Genomic DNA, 16,227 nt, shown 5'->3' on the forward strand with positions numbered 1-16,227 from the left:
AATTACTGGCGGAGAAATCCGGTAAATTAGCCTTGGACTCTAAAGCGTAGTGCTACTGAGATTGGGGGGACGTCGACTTGTATAAAAAAGCCGCCAAGTTACAGGCGGCTTTTTATTTCAATGCCTTATGTATGTTTATTCATCATCGGCGTGTTTGCCACAAAAATGACATTCCTCCCCATACGCAGGATCAAAAGGGCCTGGCCCGGTGACAATTGGTGAGTCATTCTTGCCGTGTAACTCATTAAAGCACTCATCGCAGCAAGTCACAGTTGGGTACTGATCTGCTGTGCGATCAGCTGACATGTCGCCACAAATTTCGCATGACTTCATATCTTCTTTCCTTTTAGGTTGATTCAAGAAAACTAATGATAAAGCAATTTAATGCCCATGTGCTTTTGTTTGTATACTCTTGATCCATTTGGGTTAATGGTGTTCTTCATCGCTCACCCGTCACAAAATCCGCCCAGCGTTCCATTAGCCGCCTACGCTCGTCCAGGTACTGGGCGTGGTTGTAGGTGGCTTTCATTTTGTTTTCTTCTGCGTGTGCCAGCTGCATTTCAATCAGGTGTGACGGGTAGCCCTGGCCGTGTAGGTGGGTAGAGAAGGTGGCGCGCAGGCCGTGCGGGCTAGTGGGGGCTTCCAGGGCAATCATCACCTTGCGCAGCGTGGCTTCAGACATGGCTTCGCCAGGTGTGCGCTGGTTGGGGAAAACGTACTGGCTATCACCGCTCCAGTCGATGGCGGTTTGGATGAGCGCTACGGCCTGGTCGGGCAGGGGAACAGTGTGAGTGCGGCGCTTTTTCATCTTGGCCGCAGGAATGGTCCACAGTTTCTTGTCCAGATCGAGCTCGCTCTTTTCCATGCGCCGCAGTTCGTTGGTGCGTACGGCCAACAGCATCAGCAGTTGCAGTGCGATGCGGGTGGTGCCAGTGCCGCGATAGGTGAGGATCTTGCGCCATAGCGCTGGCGGGTCTTCGGCGGCCTGGTGGTGTTTGACGGGTGGTGCGACGATGGCGCGCTTGATGGAGGCTGTGGGGTCGATGTCGCAGCGCAGGGTAGCTACGCCGTAGCGGAATACTTGGCCGCACACGTGCCGAAAGCGCGAGGCGGTGTTGGCGATGCCGCGTGCTTCCAGCTGCTTCATGATATTGAGGATCACGATTGGCTTGATGCTGGCCAAGGGCAGGGGGCCGAACTTGGGGAAGCCGTATAGTTCAAGCAGGCGGATGGACTGGAATGCCGTGGTCTCTTTGCCTTGTAGCCGTACTTTTTCGTAGAACTCGCGAGCGACAGCTTCGAAGGTAGACAGGCCCTGCTCGATGACCTCCAGCTTTTCGGTTTGTCGTACCGTCACCGGGGAGCGGCCTTCGGCAATCAGCAGCTTGGCGTTGTCGCGCGCCTCGCGGGCGGCGGACAACGAAACCTGCGGGTACTGGCCAATGGCGTATAGTTTTTCCTTGCCGGCCAGGCGGTATTTCAGGCGCCAGAGTTTGGCGCCGTTCTTCTTCACCAGCAGGTACAATCCACCCATGTCGGCGAGCTTGTAATCCTTGTCTTCGGGCTTGGCGTTACGGACTTTGGCATCGGTGAGCGGCATGGCAATATCGCTAATGTTTTTGTAGTGAATCACGATAATAACGATTCGGTACCCCCAACGATACCCCCAATTTTTCTGGATGCCCCAAGATGTCTGTAGACGATACTGGAAATTTACTTGTTTAAAAACAGTGGTTTGTGAATTTTGCGTGGATGGTCGTAGACGTGGCTAGATCTACTTCACGCTTCATGAACTTTGACCAGATCAAAGACTACCAAGAGGTCGCCGAGTCGGTGAACGTGTAAGTGTGCTGATCGCGTACTGAGCGAGAAGTCCTGGAGGATGCAGTCCGTGCCGGTAACGGCATAGGCTGCATCCTCTTTCTTTTCAGAATTATGTGGTGGTGACTTGAGTGGTTCGGCAAGCGGAGCGGCAAAGCAATAACAGGCAAAATTGGTCGCAACTTGTATGCTGCACTAGCCACTTGCGTGATGGCCGGTCTGGTCAGGTCGGTACAGGCTGGACCCAAGCCTTGGCGGTTGTCGTGCCTAGGCTTGCGGCCTGCTGATGAGGTGCCGGGCAGAACGGACTGTAAGGTGTGGCCGGGGCCGACCTGCTACTCCAGCATCTTGTTATCGGTGAGTATTTATATACCTTGTTGTATGCGACGTAATATATTTGATAGATATTTGAATATATTCGTCGCTCCAGTGCGGCTCGCCACATCCGATCACTGGTAGCCGTTACAAGGTAAATGCGCTTATGCCTGCTTCGCCGCGTCACCGTTTCATCCGCCTGGTGGTATTGGCCTACTGCGTGTTGGCCGCACTGTGGATTCTGCTATCCGACAGCTTGCTGCTGCTGGTGGCAGACGCCGATAGCATGGTGGTGCTGTCTACCTACAAAGGGTTGGTGTTCGTACTGGGTACGGCGGCCTTGCTGTATTTTTCGCTGGGTGCCGTGCCGGCAGATAACCCGTCTCCGGCAGCTGGCTTGCTGGAAAGCTGGGCAGAGCGGCTGGCCAAACAAAGCATTCCACGCTGGCTGGCTTATCTGTTTGCCTTGGCGGTGAGCTTGGCCACACTCGGCTTGCGCGACCTGTTGCCGATCAGCGTCAGCCAGCAGCCTATGCTGATCCTGTTCATGCTGCCCATCCTGCTCAGCGCACTGCTGGGGGGAATGGGGCCCGGTCTGCTGGCAACCATCCTGACCGTGCTGGGCGTGGATGAGATGGCCAGCCCGGCTTTTCATACCGCGCAGGCAGACCCGGGTTTGCGTTTGCAATGGGGTTTCCTGCTGTTGTGCGGGGTTGCCATCAGCTTGTTCAGCGGCTGGTTACGCCGCTTGGCCAGTCGTAACGAACGGCACCGGCGTTTGCTGGATGCGGTAGTGTCGGGTACGTCTGATGCGGTGTTCGTCAAGGATCGCCAGGGGCGCTACCTGATGCTCAACGATGCGGCAGCGACCATTGTGGGCCGGCCTGCGGATGAGGTGCTGGGGCAAAACGACCATGCCCTGTTCGATAGCGATTCGGCCACCCGCTTGATGCAGGTGGACGAAGGCATTATGCGGTCCGGTGTACTGCATACGCATGAAGAGCACCTGCGGTTGCAAGATGGCACCGCACTGGTGTTTCTGGTGACCAAAGGCCCGGTGTTGTCTGCAGATGGCGAAGTGGTCGGCCTCTTCGGCATTTCGCGCGACATCAGCCAGCAAAAGCAGGACGAGCAGACCTTGCGCCTGCGCGAGCAGCAACTGGCGCGGGTGTTGGAAGGTTCGGATCAGGGTTACTGGGACTGGAATATCCAGACCGATGATTTTGAAATCAGCCATCGCTGGAAAACCATGCTGGGTTACGCTGCCGATGCGCAGGGCATCTCGCGCGAAGACTGGCTGGCGATGATCCATCCGCAAGACTTGCCGCAGGTCATCCAGGCCATGCAGGCACACCTGGCGGGCGAGACGCCCGCTTACGAAATGGAAATGCGGTGCCGTAGCCAGACAGGCAATTGGCGCTGGATTTTGTCTCGTGGCCGGGTGTTGTCGCGAGATGATGCGGGCCGGCCGCTGATCATGTCCGGCACCCATACCGACATCACCGAACGCAAGATTTACGCCCTGGCCCAACGCGAGGCGGCGGTCGTATTTGATAGCAGCTACGAAGGTATCATGGTGGTGTCGCCTGCTGGCGTCATCACCAAGGTGAATGCCGCGTTCACGCGTATTACCGGTTACCCGGAGGCCGAGGTGCTGGGGCAGTCTCCCAACTTGCTGTCGTCCGGGTTGCATGGGCCGGCTTTTTATCAGGCGCTGTGGATGCAGGTAAAGCAGCAGGACTTCTGGCGTGGCGAAATCTGGAACCGCCGTCGGGATGGCGAGCTGTACGCCGAGCTGCTGTCCATATCGGTGGTGCGCGACCAGCAAGGGAAAATCCAGCATTATGTCGGTATCTTCTCGGATATTACCCAGCTCAAGGCGCATGAGGCCGAGTTGGACCGCATTGCCAATTACGACCCGCTGACCAATATTCCCAACCGCCGCTTGCTGTCGGACCGGCTTGAGCAAGCGCTGCTTCATTGCCGCCGCCATGAAAAGTACTGTGCGGTATGCTTTCTTGATCTGGATGGTTTCAAGGCCATCAACGACCTGTATGGTCATGATGTGGGGGACCAGCTGCTGGTGGCGCTCACCGAGCGGCTGAAGTCGGTGCTGCGTGCCGACGACACGCTGGCGCGACTAGGCGGTGACGAGTTTGTCCTGCTGCTGTCCGATCTGAATGGTGCCGCCGAATGCATGCCGATACTGGACCGTTTGCTGGCCACGGTACGGCAGGAGTTCATGCTGGGGGATGTGGTTATCCGTACTAGTGCCAGTATCGGTATCAGCCTGTTTCCGCTGGATGATGCCGATGCCGATACCTTGCTGCGCCACGCAGACCAGGCCATGTACCAGGCCAAGGAATCCGGCAAGAACTGCTATCTGCTATTCGACCCCGAAAATGACCGCCGCGCCCAGCAGCACCGCAGCATGCTGGCCATGCTGGAAATGGCGCTGGCCTGTCAGCAGTTCGTGCTGTATTACCAGCCCAAGGTTGATTTGCGTGACGGCCGGCTGGTCGGGGTCGAGGCGCTGATCCGCTGGCAGCACCCGGAGCAGGGTTTGCTGGCGCCGGCGGCCTTTTTACCTGCACTACAGGGCAGCGAACTGGAAACGCACTTCGGGCGCTGGGTGCTGGACGCTGCGGTGGCACAACTGGCGCAATGGCAGTCGGAAGGCATGGCAATGTCTGTCAGTATCAACGTGGCGGCCCGCTACCTGCTGCACCCGGACTTTTTAGATCATATCCAGCAAGCCCTGACGCGTTACCCGGCAGTGTTGCCCGGCATGCTGGAGCTGGAGGTGCTGGAGTCGGCCGCCCTGGACGATCTGGCCCAGGCGCTGCAGGTGCTGCAACGGTGCAGTGCGCTGGGCGTGCACTTTGCGCTGGACGATTTCGGCACTGGTTACTCTTCGTTGACCTATCTGCGGCAGTTACCGGTAGACACCCTGAAGATCGACCAGAGTTTCGTGCGCGGCATGCTGGAAGACCGTGACGACCTGGGTATTGTCGCCAGTGTCATCCAGCTGGCGGGGGTGTTCCGGCGTCAGGTCATCGCCGAGGGCGTAGAGACGTTGGCGCACGGTGTGGCTCTGGGGCAGATGGGTTGCCATCTGGTACAGGGTTACGGTATCGCCCGGCCCATGCCGGCCGCCGAGATTCCCGGTTGGGCCGAGCAGTGGCAGCAGCAGGGCGTATGGCGGCAACTGGCTTCGTCCGAAATCTGAGCGCTTGCCGCGCGTCAGGCAAGCGGTACCAGCCGGGCGATGCTGTCTGCCACCAGCTGGCACAGGTAACGCAACGGTGCGTGCTGCTGCTGGCGGCGGTGCCACACCAGTTCGATATCGATGCCCAGGTCTGCCGGCAGTGCCACGGCGGCCAGCTCGCCGTGCTGGCGCAGCAGTGGCAGGTACAGGCCGGGCTGGATCGACAGCAACGGCGCTTGTTGCAGCGACTGGGCAATGGTGGCCAGGTTGGCCGCCAGCGCCACGATGCGCCGTTGCAGGCCATGCTGGGCAAACCAGTGGTCGACGATGCCGCTGGCGGTGCCGCGGTAGCTGCTGGCCAGCTGTGGCACCGCCGCCAGCGCGGCCAGTGCCGGCGCGGGCGGTAGGTTCACTTGCTGCGGCGAATACACGGCGCAGAAGCCGGTGTGGCCCGCGGCCTGGCGGTTATGCCAGGCCTGCAGCGACAAGGGCGCTGCCGTGACCACCAGGTCTACCTCGTCGCGGTCCAGCGCCTGCAGTTGCTGATCGATCTCCAGCAACTGGGCACGTAGTTGCAGCCCGGGGGCTTCTGCGCGCAAGCGGGCCAGCAGGGCGGGAAACAGCAGGGTTTCCAGCCCGTCGGGCATCGCCAGCCTCAGCACGCCTTGCATGTGCGCAGGCTCCTGGCTGTCTCCTTTATCCAGCAGTCGGCGGGCGTCCTGGAGCCAGCTGGCGACGGCGGGGGCCAGGGCCAGCGCACGTGGCGTGGCCTGCATGCGGTTGCCTTGGCGCACAAAGAGCGGGTCGTCCAGCAGGCGGCGCAGGCGGCCTAGTGCGTGGCTCATGGCCGGCTGGCCGATGTGCAGGCGCGCTGCCGCCCGGCTGACGTGCTGCTCCTGCATCATGGCGTCGAATACCACCAGCAGGTTGAGGTCCAGCCGCAGCAACTGGCTATGGTTATCGATGTGATGCATGAGTCTTATCTTATCAATCGATTTCATCGATTGCATTGCAAAATCGATAATACGGTTTTGTTTGATGGCCGCTACACCATGTCAACGCTGTTTCCCCGCCCGCTTACCCGCCACCATTTGCTGATCGTGTTGCTGCCCTTGCTAGACTACCTGCAGAACGTGATGGTGATGTTCGGGGCCGGGGCCATCCTGGCGGGCAGCCACGGCACACTGGACAACTTCGGCCAACTGGTTGCCGCTTGTGCGGTAGTCAGTTGCGCCATGATCGCCGCTCACCGCTGGTGCGTACAGCGGCTGGGCTACCGGCGCTTTTTGCAAGTGTCCTTGCTGTTGCTGGCGCTGGGCGCGCTGCTGTGCAGCCGGGCTGACGCCTTTGCCGGCGTGCTGCTTGGCCGTCTGTTGCAGGCGGCAGGGGGCGCGGCCTTGTTTACCGCCGCGCGGGTGCAGATCCAGCATTACCAGGGCCCGGCGCGCGGGCAAACCATCTTGCTGCTGCCGCTGGGCATCATGCTGGGCGCCGGTAGCGCCCCGCTGTTGGCGGCGGCCAGCCTGCACTGGCTGGGCTGGCGCGCGCTGTTCTGGCTGCCTTTGCCGCTGCTGGGGCTGACGCTGTGGCTGACGCGCAGTATGCCGGCGCACGAACCGGTGGCCGATGCCCAGCGCAGCCATGGCGCCGCCAGTGGCTTGTTGTGGTTGTTGCCGGGGGTGGCGTTGTGGCTGTTTGCGCTGGAGCAGGTGCGGCAGGTGCCACTGGCCGCCGGCGGCCTCAGCTGGCTGCTGGGCCTGGCCGGTTGCGGCTTGCTGCTGGGCCACGTCCGCCAGCAGTGGCGTCGCCAGCGCGGTTTGCTGCCGTACGCCCGCTTTGCCTCGGGCCATTATCTGTGGGGCATGGCCGCTTACGGTTGCGGTTATGTGCTGGCGGCCGGCATGGCGTACCTGCTGCCCTTGTACCTGCTGCACGGCCTGCAGCTGGATTTGCTGGATAGCGGCCTGTTGCTGGGGGGCAGTACCTTGCTGGCCATTCCGGGCGTGGTGCTGCATTTTGTGCTGATGCGACGTTGGCCGAAGCCGGTACGCTACGTGCAGCTGGCCATGCTGGCGCTGGTGTTGGCGTGTGCCCTGTTGGCCACGGCCAGCCGGCAAGACCTTGGCTGGCTGCTGCTGGCGTGCACGCTGTGCCACGCCGTGTTCATGCCGTTTTTGCTGGGCACGGCCGCCGGCACCACCTTCGCGCGGGTGGACGAGCAGGTGTTCAGCCAGGCCTACCAGGCCAAAAACATGCTGCGCGAGCTGGCGGGCGCCTTGGGGGTATCGTGGGCCGGCCTGGGCTTGCAAGCACTGGCCGGCCAGCCCGCCGCCCGATTGCCGGCGTTGCCCCAGGTTTTGCAGCAGGCGGTACCCTTGCTGCTGGCCGGGGTGGCGTTGGCCGCGCTGGTGTGTGGCGGGCTGCTGGTGTGGCAGCGTCGCCGGCTGGAGGCGCTGGCCTGAGCCGCCTCCACCAGCCGGATTAGGCCCTTCGGGGCTTACCGCAATGCCGCCGGGCTGCTATCTTGGCGGTTTTGTCACGTCGCCTGCGTCATTCCATGTCTACTTCCCGTTTGCACAGCCCGGTGCTGGGCCTGGCCGGCTGGTCCGGCAGTGGCAAGACCACGCTGCTGGAGCAGCTGCTGCCCAGGTTGGCCGCCGCCGGCTTGCGCGTGTCGGTGGTGAAGCACAGCCACCACGCCGTCGCGTTCGATACCCCGGGCAAGGATAGCTACCGCCATCGTGCTGCCGGTGCCGCGCAGGTCATGCTGCTGGGCGATTGCGGCGTGGCGGTCTACGAAGACCTGGCTGCCCCGTTGGACCTCTCTGCCCAGCTGGCGCGCTTGCAGCCGGCAGACCTGGTGATCCTGGAAGGGCAGAAGTGGTTAGCCGTGCCCAAGCTGGAAGTGCACCGCCCGGCGCTGGGCAAGGCCTTGCTGCAGCAGGACGACCCCGACATTCTGGCAGTCGCCACCGATGCCGCCCTGCCGGCGCTGGCGGTGCCGCAACTCGACCTCAACGATATCGATGCCATCGCCGCCTTTGTGCTGCGCTGGCGGGAGCAACAAGCATGAGCAGCATCCGCATCCTGTACTTTGGCCGTCTGAAAGACGCCGTCGGCCACGCCGACGAAACCCTGGACTGGGCCGGTGGCAGCACCAGCCAGCTGCTGGCGCAACTGCGCGGCCGTGGCGAGGCGTGGGCCGGCGCGCTGGCCGAGGGCCAGGTGTTCCGCCTGGTCGTCAACCAGCAGATCGTGCGCGGCGACGCCGACATCCCGGTCGGGGCCGAAGTCGGCATTCTGCCGCCGGTAACGGGGGGCTGACATGCATTGCGACATCACCATCCAGACCGCGCCGTTTGACCTGGGCGCCGAAGAGGCGGCGCTGCGTGCGCAAGCCGGCGACGCCGGCGCGCTGGTGGCGTTCCAGGGCATGGTGCGCGGCCACGACGCCGCCATCCCGCTGACGGCGCTGTTCCTGGAGCACTACCCGGGCGTGACCGAAGCCGAAATCCGCCGCATTGCCGAGGACGCCGCCGCACGTTGGCCGCTGACGGCGGTACGGGTCATTCACCGCGTGGGCAGCCTGGCGCCAGGCGAGGGCATCGTGCTAGTGCTGGTGGCGTCCGGCCACCGCGCGGCGGCGTTCGCCGGCGCGGCCTTCCTGATGGACTACCTGAAAACCGAAGCGCCGTTCTGGAAGCGCGAACACTTTGCCGACGGCAGCCAGCGCTGGGTGGACGCCAAGGCCAGCGACGGCGACGCCGCCGCGCGCTGGGCCTGAGCCACAGCTTGGGCACCACACCGTCGGTGTGACGCCCGAACGCTTCCCCTACCGCGAACCCTGCGCTGGCACCTGGCCGGCAACGCATGCGGCCAACCGTGCCGCAGCCTGGCGGCCTTGGCCTGTGCCAGCGTTGCCCGGTACCCCCGCGTCATCACGCCCGGGCCAGCCTGGCACTGCACCGTTTGCGCGCTGATCACCGCACATCATTGCCCAATGCCCTAATCCTTCCGGCGTAGGCCGCACGCCGTTCGCTGCGTTGCCGGCTAGGCCATCGGCAGGGGCGGGCTTCCTCCTCCGGCCAATACCCGTACAAGTTGACGGGGCATAGCATGCCCCTGACTCTTCCGTACAGGTAACGCACCATGTCTTCCCGCGCTTACAAGCAATACGCGGTGCTCGCCAGCAGCACCGTGGCCTTCACCGTCTGTTTCATGATCTGGATGATGTTTGCCGTGCTGGGCATTCCGATCAAGCAGCAGCTGGGCCTGAGTGAAACCCAGTTCGGCATTCTGGCCGCCACGCCGGTATTGTCCGGCTCGCTGATCCGTGTGCCGCTGGGCATCTGGACCGACCGTTTCGGCGGCCGCATCGTGCTGTTCGTGCTGATGCTGGCCTGCGTGGTGCCCATCTACGCCATGCAGTTTGCTACCCAGTACTGGCACTTCCTGGCCATCGGGCTGTTTGTCGGCTTGGCGGGCGGGTCGTTCTCGGTGGGTACCCCGTACGTGGCGCGCTGGTTCCGCAAGGATCAGCAAGGCATGGCGATGGGCGTGTTCGGTGCCGGCAATGCCGGTTCGTCGCTGACCAAGCTGGTGGCGCCCGGCATCATCGCGGCGGCCGGCTGGCAGATGGTGCCTACCGTGTACGCGGCCATCATGCTGGTGACGGCCATCCTGTTCTGGGTGTTCTCGCACCACGACCCGCAGCACCTGGTGTCCAGCAACGTCAGCCTGGGCCAGCAACTGGCACTGATGAAAAACCCGGCCGTGCTGCGTTACTGCCAGTACTACTCGGTGGTGTTCGGTGGCTACGTGGCGCTGGCGCTGTGGATGACCAAGTACTACGTGGCCGAGTACGGCTTTGACATCAAGCACGCGGCGTTTCTGGCGGCCTGCTTCTCGCTGCCGGGGGGCGTGCTGCGCGCGCTGGGCGGCTGGCTGTCCGACCGTTACGGCGCCTACAAGGTCACCTGGGGGGTGATGTGGGCGTGCTGGGTGGCGTTCTTCATCCTGTCCTACCCGCAAACCCACTTCATCATCCAGACCGTCAACGGCCCGCAGGGCTTTGATATCGGCCTGAATGCCACCTGGTTCACATTGCTGCTGTTTGGCGTGGGGGTGGCGATGGCCATCGGCAAGGCGTCGGTATTCAAGTTCATTGCCGACGAATTCCCCGACAACATCGGCGCCGTGTCCGGCGTGGTGGGCCTGGCCGGCGGCCTGGGCGGCTTCCTGCTGCCCATCCTGTTCGGTCTGCTGGTGGACCTGACCGGCGTGCGCTCCAGCTCGTTCATGCTGTTGTACGGCACTGTCTGCGTCAGCCTGGTGTGGATGCACTTCTCGTTCAAGCCGGTGGCGCTGGCAGCCGCCAAGCGCTAGCGCGCCTGTTTTCTCGGTCAACATACCGGGGCGGCAGGGGCCGCCCCGACAAGGGAGCGAATCATGTCTGAACACGTCCTTCATCGCTGGGAGCCGGAAAACCCGGCCTTCTGGCAACAACAAGGCAAGCCGGTGGCGCGCCGCAACCTGTGGCTGTCGATTCCGGCGCTGACGCTGGCCTTCATCATCTGGCAGGTGTGGAGCGTGGCGGTGCTGAACATGCCGAATATCGGCTTCAACTACACGCAAAACCAGCTGTTCTGGCTGGCCGCGCTGCCCGCGCTGTCCGGCGCCACGCTGCGCATTTTCTACAGCTTCATGGTGCCGATTTTCGGTGGCCGCAAGTGGACCGCCATCTCCACCGCCAGCCTGCTGATCCCCGCCATCGGCATCGGCTTTGCGGTGCAGGATACCTCCACCAGCTACGTCACCATGCTGATCCTGGCGCTGCTGTGCGGTTTTGGCGGCGGTAACTTCAGCTCGTCGATGTCCAATATCAGCTTCTTTTTTCCCAAGGCTGAAAAAGGTACCGCGCTGGGCCTGAACGCCGGCCTGGGCAACCTGGGCGTGTCGGTGGTGCAGTTCGTGGTGCCCATCGTCATCACCATGGGCCTGTTCGGCAGCTTTGGCGGCGAGCCGCAAACCTGGGTAAAAGGCGCGGCCAGCAAGCAGATGTGGCTGCAGAACGCCGGTTTCGTGTGGGTGCCGTTCATCGTGCTGTCCACGCTGGCAGCCTGGTTCGGCATGAATGACATTGCCTCGGCCAAGGCGTCGTTTGCCGATCAGGCGGTGATCTTCAAGCGCAAGCACAACTGGCTGATGTGCTGGCTGTACATCGGCACCTTCGGTTCCTTCATCGGTTTCTCGGCCGGCTTCCCGCTGCTGGTCAAAGGCCAGTTCCCCGATATTGACCCCACCAAATACGTGTTCTTCGGCCCGCTGGTGGGCGCGCTGGCCCGCCCGATCGGCGGCTGGCTGGCCGACAAGATCGGCGGCGCCCGCGTCACGCAGGCGGTGTTCGTGCTGATGATTGCGGCGGTGTTTGCCGTGATCGGCTTCCTGCCGCATGGCGGCCAGGGCGGCAACTTCCAGGGCTTCTTTGCCATGTTCCTGTGCCTGTTTGCGCTGACCGGCATCGGTAACGGCTCCACCTTCATGCAGGTGCCGGCCATCTTCCTGACGCTGCACAAGCGCATGGCAGGCCGCAGTGACGCAGCACAGAAACAAGCCGTGGCCGACGCCACCAAGGAAGCGGCGGCGGTGCTGGGCTTCTCCGGTGCCATCGGGGCCTACGGCGGTTTCTTCATCCCCAAAAGCTACGGCACGTCGATTGCGCTGACCGGTGGCGTGGAGGCCGCGCTGTACGCCTTCATCGCCTTCTACCTGACCTGCGTGCTGGTGAACTGGTGGTTCTACGCCCGCAAAGGTGCGGAGATTCCGTGCTGAGCTGAAACGTCTTCTCCAAGCGGTGCGACGCACTGCTTCGTCTTTGGCGCCCTCTGGGGCGCCTTTTTTCATGTGGCGCCACTACGCCGCACGGTGGAGGGCGCGGCGGCGGTGCGGTGCGCCACTACGCCTTTGGGAGTAGGGGCGGCTCCTCCCTCTGCCGCGCCGGTTTGCCACCAGTGGGGAATGGGACGCGCGCTGGCCGGCGCCTAAGCTTGGCAGCGTGAATCGGGGTATCCGCATACCGCTTGCGGCCAACCTAAGCAGGCCGCAGCGGCGGCAAACACACGGAGGCAAGATGAGCCACTTTCTCGACAGACTCAATTTCCTGGGCAAGGTGAAATCCACCTTTTCCGATGGCCACGGTGCGGTGGTACAAGAAGACCGCAAGTGGGAAGACGGTTACCGCCAGCGCTGGCAGCACGACAAGATCGTGCGTTCCACCCACGGCGTGAACTGCACCGGCTCCTGCAGCTGGAAGGTATACGTAAAGAACGGGCTGATTACCTGGGAAACCCAGCAGACCGACTACCCGCGCACGCGGCCGGACCTGCCCAACCACGAGCCGCGCGGCTGTCCGCGTGGCGCGTCCTACAGCTGGTATGTGTACTCGGCGCAGCGCGTGAAGTACCCGATGGTACGCGGCCGCCTGATGAAACTGTGGCGCGAGGCACGCCAGACCATGGGTGCCATCGAGGCCTGGCAGCACATCAGCCAGAACCCGGAAACCGCCAAGCAGTACAAGAGCAAGCGCGGCCAGGGCGGCTTTGTGCGTGCCAGCTGGCAGGAAGTGAACGAAATCATCGCCGCGGCCAACGCCTTCACCATCAAGAACTACGGCCCGGACCGGGTCATCGGCTTCTCGCCGATTCCGGCGATGTCGATGGTGAGCTACGCCGCCGGCAGCCGTTACCTTAGCCTGATCGGCGGCGTGCCGCTGTCGTTCTACGACTGGTACTGCGACTTGCCGCCGGCCAGCCCGCAGATCTGGGGCGAACAGACCGACGTGGCCGAATCGGCCGACTGGTACAACAGTAACTACCTGATGGTGTGGGGTTCCAACATCCCGATGACGCGCACCCCGGACGCCCACTTCTATACCGAAGTGCGCTACAAGGGCACCAAAACGGTGGCGGTGTCGTCCGACTTTGGCGAAATGGCCAAGTTCGGCGATATCTGGCTGGCGCCGAAGCAGGGCACCGACGCCGCCCTGGCCATGGCCATGGGCCACGTCATCTTCAAGGAATTCCACCTCGACCAGCCGTCCGAGTACTTTACCGGCTACATCCGCCAGTACACCGACATGCCGATGCTGGTGACGCTGAAAGCCCAGGATGGCCGCTACGTGCCGGACTACTTCCTGCGCGCGTCCAACCTGGTGGACAACCTGGGCCAGGACAACAACCCGGAATGGAAAACCCTGGTGCTGGACGAGCTCAGCGGCGAGCTGGTGGCGCCCAATGGCTCGGTAGGCTTCCGTTGGGGCCAGAGCGGCAAGTGGAACCTGGAAGAAAAAGACGGTGCCGGCAACAGCCGCGACATCAAGGCGCGCCTGTCGCTGATCGACCAGCGTGACGACGTGGTGGCCGTGGGCTTCCCGTACTTCGGCAGCGAGCACGACGAGCTGCTGGACCGCAACGTGCCGGTGAAGCGCATTCGCCTGGCCGACGGCAGCGACGCGCTGGTGGCCACCGTATTCGACCTGATGGCGGCCAACTACGGTATCGACCGCGGCCTGGGCGGCGGCAACGTGGCACGCGACTTCATGGACGACGTGCCGTACACCCCGGCCTGGCAGCAAAAGCACACCGGTGTGAAACCGGAGATGGTGATCCAGGTAGCGCGCGAATTTGCCCGCAACGCCGACGAGACGCATGGCCGCTCGATGGTGATTGTCGGCGCCGCGCTGAACCACTGGTATCACATGGACATGACCTACCGCGGCATCATCAACATGCTGATGATGTGCGGCTGTATCGGCCAGAGCGGCGGCGGCTGGTGCCACTACGTGGGCCAGGAAAAGCTGCGCCCGCAAACCGGCTGGGCACCGCTGGCCTTTGCCGCCGACTGGGTGCGCCCGTCGCGCCAGATGAACGGCACCAGCTTCTTCTACGCCCATACCAGCCAGTGGCGCCACGAAAAACTGGGGGTGGGCGAGATCCTGGCCCCGACCGCCGACGGCAAGATGGGCAATATGGCGCTGATTGACTACAACGCCAAGGCCGAGCGCATGGGCTGGCTGCCGTCTGCGCCGCAGCTCACCACCAACCCGCTGGACGTGGTGCGCGACGCCGAAGCCGCCGGGCAAGACCCGGTAGCCTACGCCGTGTCGCAGCTGAAATCCGGCCAACTGGACATGAGCTGTAACGACCCGGACAACCCGAAGAACTTCCCGCGCAATATGTTCGTGTGGCGTTCCAACATCCTGGGCAGCTCCGGCAAAGGCCACGAGTACTTCCTGAAATACCTGCTGGGCACCCAGAACGCGGTGATGAACGGCGAAGAAGGCTGCATCAAGCCCAGCGAGATCACCGTGCGCCCGGCGGCCGAGGGCAAGCTGGACCTGCTGGTGGTGCTGGACTTCCGCATGTCCACCACCTGCCTGTATGGCGATATCGTGCTGCCGACCGCCACCTGGTACGAGAAGGACGACCTCAACACCTCCGACATGCACCCGTTCATCCACCCGCTGTCGGAAGCGGTACAGCCCTTGTGGCAGGCGCGCAGCGACTGGGAAATCTACAAGGGTTTTGCCAAGGCGCTGTCGGAAGTGGGCGGCGACTACCTGGGTACCCGCAAGGACCTGGTGCTCACCCCGCTGATGCATGACACTCCGGAAGAGTTGGGCCAGCCGTTCGACCCGCGCGACTGGAAAAAAGGCGAGTGCGAGCCGGTACCGGGCAAAACCATGCCCAAGATGACGGTGGTGGAACGCGACTACCGCAAGATCTACGACAAGTTCACCGCCATCGGCCCCTTACTGGAAAAAGTGGGCAACGGCGGCAAGGGTATCGCCTGGAAAACCGCGCACGAAGTGGACGTGCTGCGCGGCCTGAACAAGACGGTGCAAGGCGGCGTAGCCGACGGCCAGCCGCGTCTGGACAGCGCCATCGACGCGGCCGAGATGATTCTGACCCTGGCCCCGGAAACCAACGGCCACGTGGCGGTAAAAGCCTGGGACGCGCTGTCCAAGGTAACCGGCCGTGACCACACCCACCTGGCCTTGCCGCGCGAACACGACAGCATCCGCTTCCGCGACGTACAGGCGCAGCCGCGCAAGATCATCAGCTCGCCGACCTGGTCCGGTCTGGAAAGTGAAGAGGTGAGCTACAACGCCGGCTACACCAACGTGCACGAGCTGATCCCGTGGCGCACGCTCACCGGCCGCCAGCAGTTCTACCAGGATCACCAGTGGATGCGCGCCTTTGGCGAAGGCCTGTGCGTGTACCGCCCGCACGTGGACCTGAAAACCACGGCCGCCATCCTGGGCAAGAAGCCCAATGGCAATAGCGAGATCGTGCTGAACTGGATTACGCCGCACCAGAAGTGGGGCATCCACAGTACCTACTCCGACAACCTGCGCATGCTCACCCTCAGCCGTGGCGGCCCGCACGTGTGGATCTCCGAGATCGACGCCAGGAAGGCCGGCATCGTGGACAACGACTGGATCGAGGTATTCAACGTCAACGGCACGCTCACCGCCCGCGCCGTGGTGTCGCAGCGCGTGCCCGAGGGCATGAGCCTGATGTACCACGCCCAGGAAAAAATCGTGAACGTGCCCGGCGCCGAAACCAGCGGCAAGCGCGGCGGCATCCACAACTCGGTGACACGTACCGTGACCAAGCCCACGCACATGATCGGCGGTTACGCACAGCTGGCCTGGGGCTTCAACTACTACGGCACCGTGGGCGCCAACCGTGACGAGTTCGTGGTGGTACGCAAGATGAAGAACGTGGACTGGATGGATCGCCCGCTGGCGGACTGATCTTTTTAACCACGAAACCCACGAAACAACACGGACAGTAGCCGTTGGTGCCTGTAGCGGGTTCGGC

10 protein-coding genes are annotated in these 16,227 nt (G+C 62.9%); 8 read left to right on the top strand and 2 right to left on the bottom strand.

Annotated elements, in window-relative coordinates; translation table 11 throughout:
• Positions 1-439 precede the first annotated feature (439 nt).
• Positions 440-1,600, bottom strand: a complete 1,161-nt coding sequence (locus FLQ03_RS17440; protein WP_144371475.1) for a tyrosine-type recombinase/integrase — start codon at positions 1,598-1,600, stop codon at positions 440-442.
• Positions 1,601-2,302: 702 nt separating this feature from the next.
• On the opposite strand from FLQ03_RS17440, the gene FLQ03_RS17445 reads away from it, so the two are divergent.
• Positions 2,303-5,365, top strand: coding sequence for an EAL domain-containing protein (locus FLQ03_RS17445; protein ID WP_144371476.1), 3,063 nt, complete (start codon positions 2,303-2,305; stop codon positions 5,363-5,365).
• Between the two features lie 14 nt (positions 5,366-5,379).
• On the opposite strand, the gene FLQ03_RS17450 is transcribed toward FLQ03_RS17445, so the two are convergent.
• Positions 5,380-6,318, bottom strand: coding sequence for a LysR family transcriptional regulator (locus FLQ03_RS17450; protein WP_170252463.1), 939 nt, complete (start codon positions 6,316-6,318; stop codon positions 5,380-5,382).
• A gap of 78 nt (positions 6,319-6,396) precedes the next feature.
• Between FLQ03_RS17450 and FLQ03_RS17455 the strand changes: the two genes are divergently transcribed.
• The 7 genes from FLQ03_RS17455 (at position 6,397) to FLQ03_RS17485 (ending at position 16,160) form a co-directional block, all read left to right on the top strand.
• Entirely contained in the window at positions 6,397-7,806 is a 1,410-nt protein-coding gene (locus tag FLQ03_RS17455; RefSeq protein WP_170252464.1) for an MFS transporter, read from the top strand.
• A gap of 95 nt (positions 7,807-7,901) precedes the next feature.
• A complete protein-coding gene (mobB, locus tag FLQ03_RS17460) occupies positions 7,902-8,417 on the top strand; it encodes a molybdopterin-guanine dinucleotide biosynthesis protein B (RefSeq protein ID WP_144371479.1) in 516 nt (171 codons plus the stop codon).
• Positions 8,414-8,668 (top strand): MoaD/ThiS family protein, encoded by a 255-nt coding sequence (locus FLQ03_RS17465; protein ID WP_144371480.1) that lies wholly within the window; start codon positions 8,414-8,416, stop codon positions 8,666-8,668. The genes mobB and FLQ03_RS17465 overlap by 4 nt, the downstream gene beginning before the upstream one ends.
• Position 8,669: 1 nt before the next feature.
• A complete protein-coding gene (locus tag FLQ03_RS17470) occupies positions 8,670-9,128 on the top strand; it encodes a molybdenum cofactor biosynthesis protein MoaE (protein WP_144371481.1) in 459 nt (152 codons plus the stop codon).
• A 365-nt stretch (positions 9,129-9,493) separates the two neighbouring features.
• The gene (locus FLQ03_RS17475; protein WP_144371482.1) at positions 9,494-10,729 is read left to right on the top strand and encodes an MFS transporter; all 1,236 of its coding nucleotides are present in this window, start codon (positions 9,494-9,496) and stop codon (positions 10,727-10,729) included.
• A 63-nt stretch (positions 10,730-10,792) separates the two neighbouring features.
• A complete protein-coding gene (locus FLQ03_RS17480) occupies positions 10,793-12,175 on the top strand; it encodes a NarK family nitrate/nitrite MFS transporter (RefSeq protein WP_144371483.1) in 1,383 nt (460 codons plus the stop codon).
• A gap of 298 nt (positions 12,176-12,473) precedes the next feature.
• The gene (locus FLQ03_RS17485; protein ID WP_144371484.1) at positions 12,474-16,160 is read left to right on the top strand and encodes a nitrate reductase subunit alpha; all 3,687 of its coding nucleotides are present in this window, start codon (positions 12,474-12,476) and stop codon (positions 16,158-16,160) included.
• The last annotated feature ends 67 nt before the right edge of the window (positions 16,161-16,227 follow it).

The organism is Vogesella urethralis (assembly GCF_007644045.2).
GTDB classification, from domain to species: Bacteria; Pseudomonadota; Gammaproteobacteria; order Burkholderiales; family Chromobacteriaceae; genus Vogesella; species Vogesella urethralis.